The 15,933-nt window shown below is 62.6% G+C and carries 16 protein-coding genes; 11 read left to right on the top strand and 5 right to left on the bottom strand.

Annotation, left to right across the window (positions count from 1 at the left end; genetic code table 11):
• Positions 1–3: 3 nt before the first annotated feature.
• On the top strand, positions 4–768 hold the full coding sequence (locus NJ69_RS13780) for an amino acid ABC transporter ATP-binding protein (RefSeq protein WP_039579896.1): 765 nt from the start codon (positions 4–6) through the stop codon (positions 766–768).
• Positions 769–822: 54 nt separating this feature from the next.
• On the opposite strand, the gene algW is transcribed toward NJ69_RS13780, so the two are convergent.
• Positions 823–1,983, bottom strand: coding sequence for a Do family serine endopeptidase AlgW (gene algW, locus NJ69_RS13775; protein WP_039579893.1), 1,161 nt, complete (start codon positions 1,981–1,983; stop codon positions 823–825).
• A 181-nt stretch (positions 1,984–2,164) separates the two neighbouring features.
• Here algW and NJ69_RS13770 point away from each other — a divergent pair, with 181 nt between their 5' ends.
• The 4 genes from NJ69_RS13770 (at position 2,165) to cysN (ending at position 6,387) form a co-directional block, all read left to right on the top strand.
• Complete coding sequence (locus tag NJ69_RS13770; RefSeq protein ID WP_039579891.1) at positions 2,165–2,923, top strand: Nif3-like dinuclear metal center hexameric protein; 759 nt, start codon at positions 2,165–2,167, stop codon at positions 2,921–2,923.
• Between the two features lie 148 nt (positions 2,924–3,071).
• The gene (cysD, locus tag NJ69_RS13765) at positions 3,072–3,989 is read left to right on the top strand and encodes a sulfate adenylyltransferase subunit CysD (protein WP_029612121.1); all 918 of its coding nucleotides are present in this window, start codon (positions 3,072–3,074) and stop codon (positions 3,987–3,989) included.
• Positions 3,990–4,090: 101 nt separating this feature from the next.
• Entirely contained in the window at positions 4,091–4,432 is a 342-nt protein-coding gene (locus NJ69_RS13760; protein WP_029612122.1) for a four helix bundle protein, read from the top strand.
• Positions 4,433–4,485: 53 nt separating this feature from the next.
• On the top strand, positions 4,486–6,387 hold the full coding sequence (gene cysN, locus NJ69_RS13755) for a sulfate adenylyltransferase subunit CysN (RefSeq protein WP_039579888.1): 1,902 nt from the start codon (positions 4,486–4,488) through the stop codon (positions 6,385–6,387).
• Positions 6,388–6,582: 195 nt separating this feature from the next.
• Here the strand turns inward: cysN and NJ69_RS13750 are convergent, their stop codons facing one another.
• Positions 6,583–7,062, bottom strand: a complete 480-nt coding sequence (locus NJ69_RS13750) for an Lrp/AsnC family transcriptional regulator (RefSeq protein ID WP_029612123.1) — start codon at positions 7,060–7,062, stop codon at positions 6,583–6,585.
• A gap of 127 nt (positions 7,063–7,189) precedes the next feature.
• Between NJ69_RS13750 and NJ69_RS13745 the strand changes: the two genes are divergently transcribed.
• Positions 7,190–8,386: a methionine gamma-lyase gene (locus tag NJ69_RS13745; RefSeq protein ID WP_039579885.1), complete on the top strand. Its 1,197-nt coding sequence runs from the start codon at positions 7,190–7,192 to the stop codon at positions 8,384–8,386.
• Between the two features lie 63 nt (positions 8,387–8,449).
• On the opposite strand, the gene NJ69_RS13740 is transcribed toward NJ69_RS13745, so the two are convergent.
• Positions 8,450–8,887, bottom strand: a complete 438-nt coding sequence (locus tag NJ69_RS13740) for a YhcB family protein (protein WP_029612124.1) — start codon at positions 8,885–8,887, stop codon at positions 8,450–8,452.
• A gap of 135 nt (positions 8,888–9,022) precedes the next feature.
• Between NJ69_RS13740 and NJ69_RS13735 the strand changes: the two genes are divergently transcribed.
• The 3 genes from NJ69_RS13735 (at position 9,023) to zapE (ending at position 12,271) form a co-directional block, all read left to right on the top strand.
• Entirely contained in the window at positions 9,023–9,658 is a 636-nt protein-coding gene (locus NJ69_RS13735; protein WP_039579881.1) for an alpha/beta hydrolase, read from the top strand.
• A 25-nt stretch (positions 9,659–9,683) separates the two neighbouring features.
• Complete coding sequence (locus tag NJ69_RS13730; RefSeq protein WP_039579879.1) at positions 9,684–11,033, top strand: tryptophan--tRNA ligase; 1,350 nt, start codon at positions 9,684–9,686, stop codon at positions 11,031–11,033.
• 143 nt (positions 11,034–11,176) lie between these two features.
• Positions 11,177–12,271, top strand: coding sequence for a cell division protein ZapE (gene zapE, locus NJ69_RS13725; protein WP_029612127.1), 1,095 nt, complete (start codon positions 11,177–11,179; stop codon positions 12,269–12,271).
• 133 nt (positions 12,272–12,404) lie between these two features.
• Here zapE and NJ69_RS13720 read toward each other — a convergent pair whose 3' ends face one another.
• Together NJ69_RS13720 and NJ69_RS13715 are read right to left on the bottom strand one after the other, a co-directional pair.
• Entirely contained in the window at positions 12,405–13,301 is an 897-nt protein-coding gene (locus NJ69_RS13720; protein WP_167335982.1) for a GlxA family transcriptional regulator, read from the bottom strand.
• A gap of 252 nt (positions 13,302–13,553) precedes the next feature.
• Complete coding sequence (locus NJ69_RS13715; RefSeq protein WP_029612129.1) at positions 13,554–14,594, bottom strand: NADP(H)-dependent aldo-keto reductase; 1,041 nt, start codon at positions 14,592–14,594, stop codon at positions 13,554–13,556.
• A 261-nt stretch (positions 14,595–14,855) separates the two neighbouring features.
• On the opposite strand from NJ69_RS13715, the gene rplM reads away from it, so the two are divergent.
• Both rplM and rpsI read left to right on the top strand, forming a co-directional pair.
• Positions 14,856–15,284, top strand: coding sequence for a 50S ribosomal protein L13 (gene rplM, locus NJ69_RS13710; RefSeq protein ID WP_029612130.1), 429 nt, complete (start codon positions 14,856–14,858; stop codon positions 15,282–15,284).
• A gap of 14 nt (positions 15,285–15,298) precedes the next feature.
• Entirely contained in the window at positions 15,299–15,691 is a 393-nt protein-coding gene (rpsI, locus tag NJ69_RS13705; RefSeq protein WP_029612131.1) for a 30S ribosomal protein S9, read from the top strand.
• The last annotated feature ends 242 nt before the right edge of the window (positions 15,692–15,933 follow it).

Raw genomic sequence — 15,933 nt, 5'->3', positions numbered from 1 at the left:
GAGATGAGTGAAGCGATCAGACACAGCGCCGGCCCCGAAGGCATCATCCAGATGCAGGGCGTGAACAAGTGGTACGGCCAGTTCCATGTGCTCAAGGACATCAACCTCAACGTGCGACAGGGCGAGCGCATCGTCCTGTGCGGCCCGTCGGGCTCGGGCAAGTCCACCACCATCCGCTGCCTCAACCGGCTGGAGGAACACCAGCAGGGGCGCATCGTGGTCGATGGCGTGGAGTTGACCAACGACCTCAAGCAGATCGAGGCGATCCGTCGCGAGGTCGGCATGGTGTTCCAGCACTTCAACCTGTTCCCGCACCTGAGCATTCTGGAGAACTGCACCTTGGCGCCGATGTGGGTGCGCAAGCTGCCACGGCGCAAGGCCGAGGAAATCGCCATGCATTACCTGGAGCGGGTGCGCATTCCCGAGCAGGCGCACAAGTATCCGGGGCAGTTGTCCGGCGGTCAGCAGCAGCGGGTGGCCATCGCCCGCGCGCTGTGCATGAAACCCAAGATCATGCTGTTCGACGAGCCGACGTCGGCGCTGGATCCGGAAATGGTCAAGGAGGTGCTCGACACCATGGTCGGACTGGCCGAAGACGGCATGACCATGCTCTGCGTGACCCACGAGATGGGCTTCGCCCGCACCGTGGCGAATCGGGTGATCTTCATGGACAAGGGCGAGATCGTCGAGCAGGCCGCGCCGGACGACTTCTTCGACCGCCCGCGCAGCGACCGCACCAAGCTGTTCCTGAGCCAGATCCTGCACTGATGACGCGGGGCTTTCCAGAAGCGGCTTGCCCGCTTCTGGAGGCGTGGGGTTGGCTTACTTCTCTTCCTGCTTGGCCACCGGCGCTGGTGGCGGGCGCAGGCCCACTTCGGCGATCAGCTTGAGCTGCTTGCCATTGCGCATCACCTCGATGCTGATCTTTTCGTTCGGCTTGATCCGCGCCACCTGGTTCATCGACTTGCGGCCATCACCGGCCGGCTCGCCGTTGATGCTCAGGATCACATCACCCAGTTGCAGGCCCGCGCGCTGGGCCGGACCGTCACGGAAGATGCCGGCCACGACGATGCCGGGACGACCCTGCATGCCGAACGACTCGGCCAGTTCCTGCGACAACGGCTGCACTTCGATGCCCAGCCAGCCGCGAATCACCTGGCCGTGCTCGACGATCGACTTCATGACCTCCAACGCCAGCTTGGCCGGGATGGCGAAGCCAATGCCTTGGGAGCCGCCGGATTTGGAGAAGATCGCGGTGTTGATGCCGATCAGGTTGCCGTCGGCATCGACCAGCGCACCGCCGGAGTTGCCCGGGTTGATGGCCGCGTCGGTCTGGATGAAGTCTTCGTAGTTGTTCAGCCCCAGTTGGTTGCGGCCCGTGGCGCTGATGATGCCCATGGTTACGGTCTGGCCGACGCCGAAGGGGTTGCCGATGGCCAGGCAGACATCGCCGATGTGCACGTTGTCGGAGCGGCCGATGGTGATGGCCGGCAGGTCTTTGAGATCGATCTTCAGCACCGCCAGGTCGGTTTCCGGATCGCTGCCGATCACCCGCGCCAGGGTTTCGCGGCCGTCCTTGAGCGCCACCACGATCTGGTCCGCGCCGCTGGTGACGTGGTTGTTGGTCAGCAGGTAGCCTTCGCGGCTCATGATCACCGCCGAGCCCAGGCTCGACTCCCAGCGCCGTTGCTTGGGCAGGTTGTCGCCGAAGAAGCGGCGGAATTGCGGGTCTTCGAACAGCGGGTGAGCGTTCTTGTTCACCGCTTTGGTGGTGTACAGGTTGGCCACGGCTGGGGCGGCGACGGTGACGGCGTCGGCATAGCTGACCGGGCCTTGCACGATCCGCGAAGTCTGCGGCGCCTGCTGCAGGTTGACGTCCTGGCTGGGCAGGCCGACCCATTCCGGGAACCGCTGGATGATCAGTGCGGCGATCAGCACGCCAGTGAGCAGGGGCCAGCCAAAGTAACGCAGAGCCTTGAACATCGAAAAAATCCTGGAGTGGGGCGGGGGCCTGAACGCGAACGCGCGCGATGATACACCTCTAGGCGCGGCTTTGCCCGCGCCGCAGGCTCCGGTTTCCCCGGCTACCGCGACAGCCCATAATGGCGGCCAGTATACGAGGCCTGGCGCCCGTTGAAGCAGCGAATTACGAGGAGATATGTGGATGGCCGTCGCCCTGAGCACCCTGGTCGAGGAAGCCGAGCGCTACCTTGGCAGCGCCAAGATCCAGGATTACTGCCCCAATGGCTTGCAGGTCGAAGGGCGTGCGCAGGTCAGGCGCATCGTCACCGGCGTAACCGCCAGCCAGGCCTTGCTCGACGCGGCGGTCGAGGCCGACGCCGACCTGGTGCTGGTACACCACGGTTATTTCTGGAAGGGCGAAAGCCCGTGCATCACTGGTATCAAGCAGCGCCGCATCAAGACCCTGCTCAAGCACGACATCAGCCTGCTGGCGTTCCACCTGCCGCTGGACGTGCACCCGGAAGTCGGCAACAACGTGCAGTTGGCACGCCAGCTCGACATCACCGTCGAAGGCCCGCTCGATCCGGACAATCCACGGGTAATTGGCCTGATCGGTTCGCTGGCCGAGCCCATGGCCGCCAGCGATGTCGCCCGCCGCGTGCATGAGGCGCTGGGCCGTGAGCCGCTATTGATCGAGGGCCAGAGCCTGGTTCGTCGGGTGGGCTGGTGCACCGGCGGCGGGCAGGGCTACATCGATGCTGCCATCGCTGCCGGTGTGGACCTGTTCATCAGTGGCGAGGCGTCCGAGCAGACCTTCCACAGTGCCCGCGAGAACGGCGTCAGCTTCATCGCCGCCGGGCATCACGCCACCGAGCGCTATGGCGTGCAGGCGCTGGGCGACTATCTGGCCAGGCGCTTCGCCCTCGAACACCTGTTCATCGACTGCCCCAATCCGATTTGAATACCGCGTACGAGGGCCAAACCGGCAGTCATATCATTAGACCGTTTCGATCTAGCTGACCGCCTAAATAGAATCAGACGCTGTGATAAAGTGCTCCGCTCGAACACGGCCCGCTGGCCGTCCATAAGATCGTTTTTCGTGAGTAGCCATGGTCGACAAACTGACGCACTTGAAACAGCTGGAGGCGGAAAGCATCCACATCATCCGCGAGGTGGCCGCCGAGTTCGACAATCCGGTGATGCTGTACTCGATCGGCAAGGACTCCGCCGTGATGCTGCACCTGGCGCGCAAGGCCTTCTTCCCGGGCAAGCTGCCGTTTCCGGTGATGCACGTCGACACCCGCTGGAAATTCCAGGAGATGTACCGCTTCCGCGACAAGATGGTCGAGGAAATGGGCCTGGAGCTGATCACCCACGTCAACCCCGAGGGTGTGGCGCAGGGCATCAACCCCTTCACCCACGGCAGTGCCAAGCACACCGACATCATGAAGACCCAGGGCCTCAAGCAGGCGCTGGACAAGCATGGCTTCGACGCCGCCTTCGGCGGTGCGCGCCGCGACGAAGAGAAGTCGCGGGCCAAGGAGCGCGTGTATTCGTTCCGCGACAGCAAGCACCGCTGGGATCCGAAGAACCAGCGTCCGGAGCTGTGGAACGTCTACAACGGCAAGGTCAACAAGGGCGAGTCGATCCGCGTCTTCCCATTGTCGAACTGGACCGAGCTGGACATCTGGCAGTACATCTACCTCGAAGGCATCCCGATCGTGCCGCTGTACTTCGCCGCCGAGCGCGAAGTCATCGAGAAGAACGGCACCCTGATCATGATCGACGACGAGCGCATTCTCGAGCATCTGACCGATGAAGAGAAAGCCCGCATCGTCAAGAAGAAGGTGCGTTTCCGAACCCTGGGCTGCTACCCACTGACGGGTGCTGTCGAGTCGGAAGCCGAGACGCTCACCGACATCATTCAGGAAATGCTCCTGACGCGCACGTCCGAACGCCAGGGCCGTGTCATCGACCACGATGGCGCAGGTTCCATGGAAGACAAGAAACGCCAAGGGTATTTCTAAGCTTCAAGTTACAAGCGGCAAGCTGCAAGACAGAAGCTGAACGCGTAGCGTTTGAGACTTGTGGATTGCCGCCGTATTGCGGGCGGCTCGGAGTGCTCGTAATGGATTTTGAGAAGCTGGCAGTTTGGCAACGAAGTAAGCGTTTGGCCATTGAGTTGTACCGGATACTGGCTGGGTGTCGTGATTATGGATTCAAGGATCAGGTCACGCGGTCAGCACTTTCCATCCCGTCCAATATTGCCGAGGGCATGGAGCGGCGCGGGAGCAGAGAGAAGGTTTGGTATCTCAGCGTTGCGAAAGCGTCCTGCGGGGAGTTGCGTACACAGCTGATGATCGGTGGTGAGATAGGTTACATCGACGCTGGGCTGGCTAGCGGCTGGATTAATGAAACCCGCGAGCTCTCCAGAATGCTGAGTGGGTTGATCAACAGAATGTCTAACTAGTTGTACGCCGACAGGCTTGCCGCTTGACGCTTACAGCTTGGAGCTCGAATGAAATGAGTCACCAATCCGAATTGATCAGCGAGGATATCCTCGCCTACCTGGCTCAGCACGAGCGCAAAGAACTGCTGCGTTTCCTCACCTGCGGCAACGTCGACGACGGCAAGAGCACCCTGATCGGGCGCCTGCTGCACGATTCGAAGATGATCTACGAGGACCACCTCGAGGCCATCACCCGTGACTCGAAGAAGTCCGGCACCACCGGCGAGGAAGTCGATCTGGCGCTGCTGGTCGATGGCCTGCAGGCCGAGCGCGAGCAGGGCATCACCATCGATGTCGCCTACCGCTACTTCTCGACTGCCAAGCGCAAGTTCATCATCGCCGACACCCCCGGCCATGAGCAGTACACCCGCAACATGGCCACCGGTGCGTCCACCTGCGACCTGGCGATCATCCTCGTCGATGCCCGCTATGGCGTGCAGACCCAGACCCGCCGCCACAGCTACATTGCCTCGCTGCTGGGCATCAAGCACATCGTGGTCGCGGTCAACAAGATGGACCTCAAGGGCTTCGACGAGCAGGTGTTCGAGTCGATCAAGGCCGATTACCTGGCGTTCGCCGAAGCCATCGACCTGAAGCCGAGCAGCCTGCACTTCGTGCCCATGTCGGCGCTCAAGGGCGACAACGTGGTCAACCGCAGCGAGCGTTCGCCGTGGTACACCGGCCCTGCGCTGATGGAAATCCTCGAAACCGTGGAAGTGGCGGCCGACCGCAATGTCACCGACCTGCGCTTCCCAGTGCAGTACGTCAACCGTCCAAACCTGAACTTCCGTGGCTTCGCCGGCACCCTGGCCAGTGGCGTGGTGCACAAGGGCGACGAGATCGTGGTGCTGCCGTCGGGCAAGAGCAGCCGGGTCAAGTCCATCGTCACCTACGAAGGTGAGCTGGAGAACGCCGGGCCTGGCCAGGCCGTGACCCTGACCATGGAAGACGAGATCGACATCTCCCGTGGCGACTTGCTGGTGCATGCCGACAACGTGCCGCAGGTGGCCGACCAGTTCGACGCCATGCTGGTGTGGATGGCCGAAGAGCCGATGCTGCCGGGCAAGAAGTACGACATCAAGCGCGCCACCAGCTATGTGCCGGGCTCGATCGCCAGCATCGCCCACAAGGTCGATGTGAACACGTTGGAGAAGGGCGCCGCCAGCGCGCTGCAACTGAACGAGATCGGCCGGGTCAAGGTGTCGCTGGACGCTGCCATCGCCCTCGACGGCTACGACAGCAATCGCACCACCGGGGCGTTCATCGTCATCGACCGCCTGACCAATGGCACCGTCGGTGCCGGCATGATCATCGCCGAGCCTGTACTGCCACATGGCGGCGCCGGTCAGCACGGCAAGGCCGCGCATGTCTCGACCGAGGAGCGCGCCCTGCGCTTCGGCCAGCAGCCGGCGACGGTGCTGTTCAGCGGCTTGTCCGGCGCCGGCAAGAGCACGCTGGCCTATGCCGTGGAGCGCAAGCTGTTCGACATGGGCCGCGCGGTGTACGTGCTCGACGGGCAGAACCTGCGCCATGACCTGAACAAGGGCTTACCGCAGGATCGCGCCGGACGTACCGAGAACTGGCGCCGTGCCGCCCATGTGGCGCGCCAGTTCAACGAAGCCGGTCTGCTGACCCTGGCGGCGTTCGTCGCCCCGGATGCCGAAGGCCGTGAGCAGGCCAAGGCGCTGATCGGCAAGGACCGTCTGGTCACCGTCTACGTGCAGGCCTCGCCGCTGGTCTGCCGCGAGCGCGACCCGCAGGGGCTGTATGCTGCCGGTGGCGACAACATCCCGGGCGAGAGCTTCCCGTTCGATGTGCCGCTGGATGCGGATTTGGTGATCGATACCCAGAGCACCAGCGTCGAGGACGGCGTGAAGCAGGTGCTTGAGGTACTGCGCCAGCGCGGCGCTATTTAAGGCTGCGCTAGGACGCGGGCTCCAGGTTCCGCGCCAGTTGGGTGATTGGCCGACAGTCACGGGGTTGCGTAGCAGCCCGGTGCTGTCGGCCAAGTCTTTACTGAATCCATAAGGGCCGCCGATTCGACGCCCGAGCGCTTCACTCAAATCGTACGCGCCCAAAGCGGCAGAACGTTGGCCGACGGTTGAGCGGGTTTATAACGGTCGCTCCGCCACCGGAATCACCCGCCGCTGCTTCACCGCCTTGTACGAAAAACTCGAGTAGATCTCCTTCACCCCCGGCAGCGTCTGCAGCACTTCGCGGGCGAATTCGCCGAACGATTCAAGATCGTGGGCCAGGATTTCCAGCAGGAAGTCATAGCGTCCGGACACGTTGTGGCAGGCGACGATCTGCGGAATCTCCATCAGCCGTTGCTCGAACACTCGAGCGGCTTCTTTGTTGTGCGACTCCATCATGATGCTGACGAAGGCCGTAACGCCGTAGCCCAGGGCTTTGGGTGACAGCGTGGCCTGGTAGCCCGTGATGTAGCCGGCTTCTTCCAGCAGCTTGACCCGCCGCCAGCAGGGTGAGGTGGTCAGCGACACCTGGTCGGCGAGCTCGGCCACGGTCAGGCGAGCATTGTTCTGCAGCGCGTTCAGAAGAGCGCGGTCGGTGCGGTCCAGAGGCGTTGGCATGTTATGCCCTTTGTTTGATCGATTAAGTGTTTCCATTCCAGGAATTCGTTCAGCGGCGGGACAGTTTGGAATAGTTTCGCCTTTCACCGGGCATAAGCTTAGAACAAACAACAACGAGGCCGATGCCATGCGCGCCGCCAGCCACAAGCCAGGATTTTCCACCCGCGCCATTCACCTGGGTTACGACCCTCAGTCCCACGGCGGCGCCTTGGTGCCGCCGGTTTATCAAACTGCCACCTACGCCTTCGCGAGCGTCGAATATGGCGCGGCCTGCTTCGCCGGCGAACAGGCCGGGCACGTCTACAGCCGTATTTCCAACCCGACCCTGGCCTTGCTGGAGCAACGCATGGCCTCGCTGGAGGGGGCCGAGGCCGGGCTGGCGCTGGCCTCGGGTATGGGCGCCATCACCTCGACCCTGTGGACCTTGTTGCGCCCTGGCGATGAGCTGATCGTTGGCGAGACCCTCTATGGTTGCACCTTCGCCTTCTTGCACCACGGCATCGGCGAGTTCGGCGTGAAGATCCGTCACGTCGATTTGAACGACCTCGCCGCCCTCGAAGCGGCGATCACCCCGCAGACGCGCATGATCTATTTCGAGACCCCGGCGAACCCGAACATGCACCTGGTCGACATCCCCGCAGTGGTCGGCGTGGCCCGCCGGCATGAGCTACTGGTGACGGTCGACAACACCTACTGCACGCCTTATCTGCAACGGCCAATGGAGTTGGGGGCGGACTTGGTGGTGCACTCGGCCACCAAGTACCTCAGCGGTCACGGCGATCTCACGGCCGGGCTGGTGTTGGGGCGCCAGGCACTGATCGAGCGTATTCGCTTGCAAGGCCTCAAGGACATGACCGGCGCGGTGCTCTCGGCGCAGGACGCTGCATTGCTCATGCGCGGCCTCAAGACCCTGGCGCTGCGCATGGAGCGTCACTGCAGCAACGCGTTGCGCGTCGCGCAGTTCCTCGAGCGCCAGGCGCAGATCGAGGTGATTCGCTACCCTGGCCTGTCGAGTTTTCCCCAGTTCGGTCTGGCGCAGCGACAGATGCGCCTGCCCGGCGGCATGATCGCGTTCGAACTCAAGGGCGGGCAGCAGGCCGGGCGACGGTTCATGAACGCGCTGCAGGTGTTCAGCCGGGCCGTGAGCCTGGGCGATGCCGAGTCGCTGGCCCAGCATCCGGCGAGCATGACCCATTCCAGCTATACCGCCCAGGAGCGGGCCGAACACGGCATTTCTGAAGGGCTGGTGCGGTTGTCGGTGGGGCTTGAGGATATCGAAGACTTGCTGGCCGACCTGGGTCAGGCGTTACGGGCGAGTGTCTGAAACGCCGTTCCTCACCTTCGTCGAGACATGAAAAAGGCCGCTGCAAGCGGCCTGGTTCGAGTTTCAGCGCTTCAGGCCATAGCTCTCGTCCAGCATACCGGGCGAATTCGGGGCTTTCGGCGCGTAGTCCAGCGGCACCTCGGCAGAGTCCTTCGGTGGCGTGAGGCGATCACGCGGGCCGTGGGCGGCATCGGGGTGCAGCGAGGCCAGCAGACGTTGACGCGTCAGTTCGTCCAGGGCCAGGCGATTGGCGCCGTCGGCCAGATGTTCCTGCACGTCCTGGTAGCTTTGGGTGAGTTTACGCACCAGCGAAGCGGTGCTGTTGAAGTGGGTGACCACTTCGTTCTGGTAATTGTCGAAACGCTGCTGGATATCGTCCAACTGGCGTTGCGTGCTGCTGGGAGCCGCATTGGGAAGCAGGCGGGCCAGGGCGAAACCGACGACGACACCAACGACCAGTGCCACGGTCGGCAGCAACCAAACAAGGAGCGAGTGTTCCACGAGTCCTTCCTCTATAAACGGCTTTGCTTTACGTTAACGGCTCAGACCTGCGCTGTATACCGCGAGCGATCGCAAATCAGAACAGAATTCCCCTCCTAGACGAATCGACCTTTGCCAAGGTCACGGAGTAGTGCCTTGCTTGTCCGCGAAACCCCCTTGTTCATCGATGGCCCCTGCGGTCCTCTGGAGGCGCTGTACCTGGATGTGGCCGACGCCCGTGGCGCGGTGCTTATCTGCCACCCCAACCCAGTCCAGGGTGGCACCATGCTCAACAAGGTGGTCTCGACCCTGCAACGTACCGGCCGTGACGCCGGCTACGTCACCTTGCGCTTCAACTACCGGGGCGTCGGCCAGAGCGCTGGCAGCCACGACATGGGCGCCGGCGAAGTGGCCGATGCCGAAGCGGCAGCGGCCTGGCTGCGCGAGCGCCACCCCGGCCTGCCGCTAGTGCTGATGGGGTTCTCCTTCGGTGGCTTCGTCGCGGCCAGCCTGGCCGGTCGCCTGGAGGCGGCTGGCGTGGAGCTGGCGCACCTGTTCATGGTCGCCCCGGCGGTGATGCGCCTGACCGAGCAGTTCCCGTTGGCGCAGCGCTGCACGCTGACGGTGATCCAGCCTGACACCGACGAGGTGGTCGAGCCTCGGTTGGTCTATGAATGGTCCGACGCGCTGACTCGCCCCCATGCGCTGCTGAAAGTGGCAGAATGCGGACACTTCTTCCATGGCAAGCTGACCGATCTGAAGGATCTGCTGCTGCCGCGTCTTTCGAACTGAGCCAAGCCTGAACAAGCGATCTCCCATGACCACGCGCATTCTCACCGGTATCACCACCACCGGCACCCCGCACCTGGGCAACTACGCCGGCGCCATCCGCCCGGCGATCCTCGCCAGCCAGCAGCCCGGTGCCGACTCGTTCTACTTCCTGGCCGACTACCACGCCCTGATCAAGTGTGACGATCCACTGCGCATCCAGCGCTCGCGCCTGGAAATCGCCGCCACCTGGCTGGCCGGCGGCCTGGATCCGAACAAGGTCACCTTCTACCGTCAGTCCGACATCCCGGAGATTCCCGAGCTCACCTGGCTGCTGACCTGCGTGGCCGCCAAGGGCCTGCTCAACCGCGCCCACGCCTACAAGGCGTCGGTGGACAAGAACCTGGAAACCGGCGAAGACCCGGACGCCGGTGTGTCGATGGGCCTGTACAGCTACCCCGTACTGATGGCCGCCGACATCCTCATGTTCAACGCGCACAAGGTCCCGGTCGGCCGTGACCAGATCCAGCACGTGGAAATGGCCCGCGACATCGGCCAGCGCTTCAACCATCTGTTCGGCCAGGGCAAGGAGTTCTTCGTCATGCCCGAGGCGCTGATCGAGGAAAGCGTGGCCACGCTGCCGGGCCTGGACGGGCGCAAGATGTCCAAGAGCTACGACAACACCATCCCGTTGTTCACCAGCGCCAAGGACATGAAGGACGCCATCTCGCGGATCGTCACCGATTCGCGCGCCCCGGGCGAGGCCAAGGATCCGGACAACGCGCACCTGTTCACCCTGTACCAGGCCTTCGCCAGCGTGGACCAGGCAGGCGAGTTCCGCGAGGAGCTGCTGCAAGGCCTGGGCTGGGGCGAAGCGAAACAGCGTCTGTTCCAACTGCTCGACGGTCAACTGGCCGAGAAGCGCGAGCACTATCATCAGCTCATCGCGCGCCCCGCCGATCTCGAAGACATCCTCCTGGCGGGCGCTGCCAAAGCCCGCAAGATCGCCACGCCGTTCCTCGAGCAACTTCGCGAATCGGTCGGCCTGCGTTCGTTCCGCAGCAGCGTTCAGGCCAGCGCCGAAGGCAAGAAAAAGGCGGTCAAGAGTGCACGTTTCGTTAGCTTCCGCGACGAAGACGGCAGCTTCCGCTTCCGCCTGCTGGCCGCCGACGGTGAGCAGTTGCTGCTGTCCAAGCGCTTCGCCGACGGCAAGAGCGCGGGTGCGGTGAGCAAGCAACTGCAGCAGGGCGGCGACGCTGATGTGCGGGTCGAGGGCCTGGGCTTCTCGCTGTGGCTGGCGGACGAGCAGGTGGCCGAAGGGCCGCAGGCGGTCGATGAGCAAAGCCGCGATGCTGCTGTACAACGTCTGCGCGAGGCGCTTGCGCCGCAGGCCGACTGAGTCATTCCCGACCGAGTCAACCTGACCGGGTCATTCCTGATCGGGTCAACCTGACCGGATCAATCCGCCGCAACGCCAATTGCCATTATGCGGGCCGCTCGCTACAGTGACGGCCCGTTTTTTGTTGCCTCGCTAACGAAATCATGACGCCCCTAGAACGATACCAAGCAGATCTCAAACGCCCCGACTTCTTCCATGACGCGGCGCAGGAAACGGCGGTGCGTCATTTGCAGCGCCTGTACGACGACCTGATCGCCGCGCAGAACAACAAGCCAGGTATGCTCGGCAAGCTGTTCGGCAAGAAGGAGCAGACGCCGGTCAAAGGCCTGTATTTCTGGGGCGGGGTAGGGCGGGGCAAGACCTACCTGGTCGACACCTTCTTCGAGGCGCTGCCGTTCAAGGAGAAGATGCGTACCCACTTCCACCGCTTCATGAAGCGCGTGCACGAGGAAATGAAGACCCTCAAGGGTGAGAAGAATCCGCTGACGATCATCGCCAAGCGCTTCTCCCAGGAAGCGCGGGTCATCTGCTTCGACGAGTTCTTCGTCTCCGATATCACCGATGCCATGATTCTCGGCACCTTGATGGAAGAGTTGTTCAAGAACGGCGTGTCGTTGGTGGCCACCTCCAACATCGTGCCGGACGGCCTGTACAAGGATGGCCTGCAGCGCGCGCGCTTCCTGCCGGCCATCGCCATGATCAAGCAGTACACCGAGGTGGTGAACGTCGACAGTGGCGTGGACTATCGCTTGCGTCACCTGGAGCAAGCCGAGCTGTTCCATTTCCCGCTCAACGAGGCCGCCGAGCAGAGCATGCGCGCCAGCTTCAAGGCGCTGACGCCGGAGTGCACCCAGGCCGTCGAGAACGATGTGCTGGTGATCGAGAACCGTGAGATCCATGCCTTGCGCACCTGCGACGATGTCGCCTGGTTCGACTTCCGCGCGCTGTGCGACGGCCCGCGCAGCCAGAACGACTACATCGAGTTGGGCAAGATCTTCCACGCCGTGCTGCTGAGTAACGTCGAGCAGATGGGCGTCACCACCGACGACATCGCCCGGCGTTTCATCAACATGGTCGACGAGTTCTACGACCGCAACGTCAAGCTGATCATCTCGGCCGAGGTCGAGCTCAAAGACCTCTACACCGGCGGTCGCCTGAGCTTCGAATTTCAGCGCACCCTCAGCCGCCTGCTGGAAATGCAGTCCCACGAATTCCTGTCGCGCGCGCACAAGCCCTAGCGGGCAGCGGCAAGCGACAAGCGACAAGCGACAAGCGACAAGCTGCAAGCTGCAAGAAAAAGCCAGAGCAGAATGCGATCTGCTCTGGCTTTTTCTTGCAGCTTGAAGCTCACAGCTTGCCGCTGCAGGAGGCCTAGGCCTCCTGCATGAATTGCTGGCGATACTGGTTGGGGGACAGTTCAGTGTGCTGGCGGAAGAGACGGGCGAAGAAGCTGGCGTCGTCGTAGCCGACTTCATAACTGATGGTCTTGATGCTCTTGCGGGTGCTGGAGAGCAGGCCCTTGGCCGTTTCGATGCGCAGGCGCTGCAGGTAGTGCAGCGGTTTGTCGCCAGTGGCGCCCTGGAAGCGGCGCATGAAGTTGCGAATGCTCATGCCATGGTTGCGCGCCACGTCCTCGAAGCGGAACTTGTCGGCGAAGTGCTCCTCCAGCCAGTGCTGGACCTGCAGGATGATCAGGTCCTGGTGCAGCTTCTGGCCACCAAAGCCCATGCGTCCTGGGGTGTAGTTGCGCTGCACCTCGTAGAGGATGTCGCGGGCCACGGCGCGCGCCACGTTCGCGCCGCAGAAACGCTCGATCAGGTAGATGTACAGATCGCAGGCCGAGGTGGTGCCCCCTGCGCAGTACAGGTTGTCGGCGTCGGTCAGGTGCTTGTCCTGGTTCAGGCGAATGTTCGGGAAACGCTCGGCGAAGCTGTTGAAGAAGCGCCAGTAGGTGGTCGCCTCCTTGCCGTCGAGCAGCCCCGATTCGGCGAGCCAGAGCACCCCACTGGCCTCGCCGCAGAGCACGGCGCCGCGGGCGTGCTGCTCGCGCAGCCAGGGTAGCACTTGGGGATAGCGGGCGAGCAGGTTGTCGAAGTCTTCCCAGAAGGCCGGAAGGATGATCACGTCGGCGTCACCCAGTGCCCCGTCCACGGGCAACTGAACATCGCTGAAGCTGTTGACGGGCTGGCCATCTGGGCTTACCAGGTGAATCTCGAACATCGACTGCAGGCCCAGGCCCAGCTGTTTGCTGTAGCGCAGGCTGGCCAGGTGGAAGAAGTCCTTGGCCTGCATCAGTGTCGATGCGAAGACTTTATCGATTGCCAGGATGCTGACGCGCCGCAATGACGCGGAGGGTTGGGTAAACATCATCGTCGTTGTTCTTATAGGGGAAAGTGGTCAATCACCGGCTGGATCGTCTTATGTTTTCCGGTTGGCTGCAAGCTTTAAGCGGCAAGCGATAGTCCAGGCACCCACGCCCTGCTTTTTCTTGCCGCTTACCGCTTGCCGCTTGCCGCTTCCTCAAGGTGCGGGGTTGGGCTGCTGCTGGTGCAGGGCTTCGATCGCTGCCAGGAGTTCGTCGCTCAACACCAGATCGGCGCTGGCGAGGTTGCTTTGCAGTTGCTTCAGGTCTGTGGCGCCGATGATGTTGCTGGTGACGAAGGGCTGGCCGGTGACGAAGGCCAGGGCCATCTGTGCGGGGTCCAGGCCGTGCTCGCGGGCCAGTTGCACGTAGCGGCTGCAGGCGGCCACGGTCTGCGGGTTGGAGTAGCGGGCGAAGCGGCTAAAGAGGGTCAGGCGGGCGTTCTCGGGGCGGGCGCCGTCCTCGTACTTGCCCGTCAGCATGCCGAAAGCCAGCGGCGAGTAGGCCAGCAGGCCGCATTGCTCGCGGATCGCCACTTCCGCCAGGCCCACCTCGAAGCTGCGGTTGAGCAGGTTGTAGGGGTTCTGGATCGATACCGCCCGTGGCCAGCCGCGGGTCTCGGCCAGGTGCAGGAACTTCAGGGTGCCCCAGGGCGTTTCGTTGGACAGGCCGATATGGCGGATCTTGCCAGCGCGCACCTGTTCGTCGAGCACCTCCAGGGTTTCCTCCAGCGGGGTGAACAGGTCATTGGGCTGGTGCTGGTAGCCCAGCTTGCCGAAGAAGTTGGTGGAGCGCTCTGGCCAATGCAATTGGTAGAGGTCGATGCGATCGGTCTGCAGGCGTTCGAGGCTGGCATCCAGCGCCGCGACGATGTGCTGGCGGTTGTGCTTGAGCTGGCCGTCGCGGATATGGCTGATGCCGTTGCCTGGACCGGCCACCTTGCTGGCGAGGATCCAGTCGTCACGGTCGCCGTTGGCGCGGAACCAGTTACCGATGATGCGCTCGGTGGCGGCGTAGGTTTCCGGGCGCGGCGGCACCGGATACATCTCGGCGGTGTCGATGAAGTTGATGCCGGCGGCCTTGGCCAGGCCGATCTGGGCGAAGGCCTCGTCCTGGACGTTCTGCTCGCCCCAGGTCATGGTGCCCAGGCACAGGGCGCTGACGTCGAGGTCGGTACGGCCGAGCTTGCGGTAATGCATGGGGAAGGCTCTCTGCAGTTGAAATAAGCCATCAAAGCAGGTTGATATTCTCAGCGCAATCTGGATAATGACGACCCTCTCCGTGTGGCGGAAGTGATGCACCACCATGCAGGAGGAACCTTTGTCGAACATTGGACGCGCCGACCCGAGCCCCCACTTAGCGCCCAATGCGAGGCTGCGCGCTTGCCCTTGGCAAGCTGTGCACTATCCAGTAAGATTCGCCGTCTATTTTTCGCTGGGCGGCCTCTGAGGCTTTAGAGAATGAAAACTTTTACTGCTAAACCGGAAACAGTAAAGCGCGACTGGTACGTAGTTGACGCCGCTGGTCAGACCCTGGGTCGTCTGGCTACCGAAATCGCTCGTCGCCTGCGTGGCAAGCACAAGGCAGAGTACACCCCTCACGTTGACACCGGCGACTACATCGTCGTCATCAACGCCGAGCAGGTTCGTGTCACTGGTGCCAAGTCTTCGGACAAGATGTACTACTCCCACTCCGGCTTCCCGGGCGGCATCAAGGAAATCAGCTTCGAGAAGCTGATCGACAAGGCCCCTGAGCGTGTCATCGAGACCGCGGTCAAAGGCATGCTGCCGAAGAACCCGCTGGGTCGCGACATGTACCGCAAGCTGAAAGTGTACGCGGGTGCTGCTCACCCTCACACTGCTCAGCAGCCTCAAGAACTGAAGATCTAACGGGATAGTTCATTATGTCGGCGACTCAAAATTACGGCACTGGCCGTCGCAAGACCGCAACCGCTCGCGTTTTCCTGCGTCCGGGCACTGGTAACATCTCCATCAACAACCGTCCTCTGGACACCTTCTTCGGTCGCGAAACCGCTCGCATGGTTGTTCGCCAGCCGCTGGAGCTGACCGAGAGCACCCAGAAGTTCGACATCTACGTCACCGTCGCCGGTGGTGGTGTCAGCGGTCAAGCCGGTGCGATCCGCCACGGTATCACCCGCGCTCTGATGGAATACGACGAAACCCTGCGTGGCGCGCTGCGTCGTGCTGGCTACGTCACCCGCGACGCTCGTGAAGTCGAGCGTAAGAAAGTGGGTCTGCGTAAAGCGCGTAAGCGTCCTCAGTACTCCAAGCGTTAATACCGCTTCGGCAGTCGAAAAAAGCCCGGTTCTTTGGAACCGGGCTTTTTTTATGTCTGCCATTTCTCCCCAGCGGATTCGCAGGCGCTTGCCACATAGACGTAGATCAAGCAAAGCGCGGGTTGTGTCCTTGGCAGCGCTAATCACCTTGTCAGTGTGTGGACTTGTTTCCTACCATGGCGACCAATTTTTAGCGCCACAGACATTACTAATAGACGCCTGTTGCGACGGGCGAGAAGAAA

Source organism: Pseudomonas parafulva, assembly GCF_000800255.1.
GTDB lineage: Bacteria > Pseudomonadota > Gammaproteobacteria > Pseudomonadales > Pseudomonadaceae > Aquipseudomonas > Aquipseudomonas boreofloridensis.
The sequence above is the reverse complement of the archived record's forward strand: the minus strand, read 5'-3'. Positions and strand labels throughout refer to the sequence as shown.

Excerpts from the sequence above, each read along its gene's own strand:
- NJ69_RS13780 (WP_039579896.1), top strand. The coding sequence starts at position 4 with ATGAGTGAAGCGATCAGACACAGCGCCGGCCCCGAAGGCATCATCCAG.
- algW (WP_039579893.1), bottom strand. The coding sequence starts at position 1,983 with ATGTTCAAGGCTCTGCGTTACTTTGGCTGGCCCCTGCTCACTGGCGTG.
- NJ69_RS13770 (WP_039579891.1), top strand. The coding sequence starts at position 2,165 with ATGGCCGTCGCCCTGAGCACCCTGGTCGAGGAAGCCGAGCGCTACCTT.
- cysD (WP_029612121.1), top strand. The coding sequence starts at position 3,072 with ATGGTCGACAAACTGACGCACTTGAAACAGCTGGAGGCGGAAAGCATC.
- NJ69_RS13760 (WP_029612122.1), top strand. The coding sequence starts at position 4,091 with ATGGATTTTGAGAAGCTGGCAGTTTGGCAACGAAGTAAGCGTTTGGCC.
- cysN (WP_039579888.1), top strand. The coding sequence starts at position 4,486 with ATGAGTCACCAATCCGAATTGATCAGCGAGGATATCCTCGCCTACCTG.
- NJ69_RS13750 (WP_029612123.1), bottom strand. The coding sequence starts at position 7,062 with ATGCCAACGCCTCTGGACCGCACCGACCGCGCTCTTCTGAACGCGCTG.
- NJ69_RS13745 (WP_039579885.1), top strand. The coding sequence starts at position 7,190 with ATGCGCGCCGCCAGCCACAAGCCAGGATTTTCCACCCGCGCCATTCAC.
- NJ69_RS13730 (WP_039579879.1), top strand. The coding sequence starts at position 9,684 with ATGACCACGCGCATTCTCACCGGTATCACCACCACCGGCACCCCGCAC.
- zapE (WP_029612127.1), top strand. The coding sequence starts at position 11,177 with ATGACGCCCCTAGAACGATACCAAGCAGATCTCAAACGCCCCGACTTC.
- NJ69_RS13715 (WP_029612129.1), bottom strand. The coding sequence starts at position 14,594 with ATGCATTACCGCAAGCTCGGCCGTACCGACCTCGACGTCAGCGCCCTG.
- rplM (WP_029612130.1), top strand. The coding sequence starts at position 14,856 with ATGAAAACTTTTACTGCTAAACCGGAAACAGTAAAGCGCGACTGGTAC.
- rpsI (WP_029612131.1), top strand. The coding sequence starts at position 15,299 with ATGTCGGCGACTCAAAATTACGGCACTGGCCGTCGCAAGACCGCAACC.